This window comes from Acinetobacter sp. P8-3-8, from assembly GCF_000214135.1.
Taxonomy (GTDB): domain Bacteria; phylum Pseudomonadota; class Gammaproteobacteria; order Pseudomonadales; family Moraxellaceae; genus Acinetobacter.
On sequence record NZ_AFIE01000125.1, the window covers coordinates 1 to 1,297 of the forward strand.

The 1,297-nt window shown below is 36.9% G+C and carries 3 protein-coding genes; all 3 read right to left on the reverse strand.

The genetic code is table 11. From position 1 onward, the window contains the following. Window positions 1–14: 14 nt before the first annotated feature. The 3 genes from GGG_RS0118865 to GGG_RS0118875 are packed head-to-tail and all read right to left on the reverse strand — an operon-like array spanning window position 15 to window position 1,037. On the reverse strand, window positions 15–587 hold the full coding sequence (locus GGG_RS0118865; protein WP_010117936.1) for an Nmad5 family putative nucleotide modification protein: 573 nt from the start codon (window positions 585–587) through the stop codon (window positions 15–17). Continuing rightward, window positions 587–784 (reverse strand): hypothetical protein, encoded by a 198-nt coding sequence (locus GGG_RS0118870; protein ID WP_010117938.1) that lies wholly within the window; start codon window positions 782–784, stop codon window positions 587–589. Before GGG_RS0118870 ends, GGG_RS0118865 begins: the two co-directional genes overlap by 1 nt. 55 nt (window positions 785–839) lie before the next feature. Next, window positions 840–1,037 (reverse strand): hypothetical protein, encoded by a 198-nt coding sequence (locus GGG_RS0118875; RefSeq protein WP_010117939.1) that lies wholly within the window; start codon window positions 1,035–1,037, stop codon window positions 840–842. Between the last annotated feature and the right edge of the window lie 260 nt (window positions 1,038–1,297).

The following is a 1,297-nucleotide window of genomic DNA, read 5'->3' on the forward strand; positions in this document are numbered from 1 at the left end:
GTTAGAAAGCATATTCATTGTTGTGGCTCCTTGACTTCCGAAACAGGCAATCCCAAAGCCACATTCAGCTTATTCACTTGAACAGCAGGAAGAATCGCAATAGATGGTTTTGTTTCAAACTTTTCAAGAAGTGATTTTGATTCAGGCCATACTTCCCATAGTTTTTTAAATGTATGAACACTTTCAAGAACTGGGCTAATTTCACGAGACATGGATTTGCGCTGAGATTCCAAGTCATTACAAAGCTCAACAGCTTTTTGAAACTCGATAGCAACTCTCTCATCACCTACATATAGCTTTGCTCTATCACTCCATTTATCGTAGTGACCTTTACCAATTAAGCGATTTTCAGAACACTGAACGGTATGCATTTGACCTGAAATTGCTACATAAAAAGCTGGGCTTTTAGGTAAGAATCCTTTTGGTAAGCTTTCCATTGCAATAAGATGTGAACCATAAATGTCTTGATAAACTTTTTCACCAGCAATGATTTTTTGCTGTTTAGCATTTTTTTGTTTTGCATCAAATGCATGTGAAAGAATCGTTTCAAGCATTGCTTCACGTAAATATTTAGTTAAGCGACTCATCATTTAACCCCCACTTTAGCCGTTGCACTTTGATAACCTGAACAACTAAAAACACCGCCTGCAAGCATTGCTAAGAGAATCAATACTAGGATTGAAGGGATAGCCAAGCCTGAGTTTCGATACTGGATAGTGTTTTCAGCCGTTGGAGGCTGATTTAAATATTGAGTCGTTTGACTTTTAAGATGTGTTTGTTTCATAATTCACCTGTTGTTTGGGAAAGCACACTGGTTTCGAGGTCGGTGTGCTTTTTTATTAAGAATTACTTTCAATTGCGGTTCTGAGTTGGCAAAGCAAACAATTACATTTTTCATCTTTTTCACCGTTTACCGCTTCGCCCATTTGCTGATTTAAGCCAGTACCTTCCAAAACGTATTTCTCCATTGCTTGAGCGTGTTCAACTTGACCGCCTGAAAGCTGAAGGAGTTGTAAGCGTAAATTTTGAATTTCCATTTTTTATCTCTGGTGAGTGGGTGTGATATAAATATCGCACTTCCGATATTGTTAGTCAATAGGTAATCCGATATTTTTATTTTTATTTCGATATTATTTGAATATTTTATGTTTTAATAGACAAAAGAAAACCCTGCATATAGCAGGGCGAGATAGGTCAAACTTAGTTATTACAGGTTATCCTTCATTAACCTTGGTGTTGATTATAAGTTTTAGGTGTTACAGGTAAATGAAAACCCACACAGGGTGGGTTAGATGAA

Bases quoted from the DNA above. Each gene is read 5' to 3' on its own strand.
- GGG_RS0118865 (WP_010117936.1), bottom strand. From the start codon at position 587: ATGAGTCGCTTAACTAAATATTTACGTGAAGCAATGCTTGAAACGATT.
- GGG_RS0118870 (WP_010117938.1), bottom strand. From the start codon at position 784: ATGAAACAAACACATCTTAAAAGTCAAACGACTCAATATTTAAATCAG.
- GGG_RS0118875 (WP_010117939.1), bottom strand. From the start codon at position 1,037: ATGGAAATTCAAAATTTACGCTTACAACTCCTTCAGCTTTCAGGCGGT.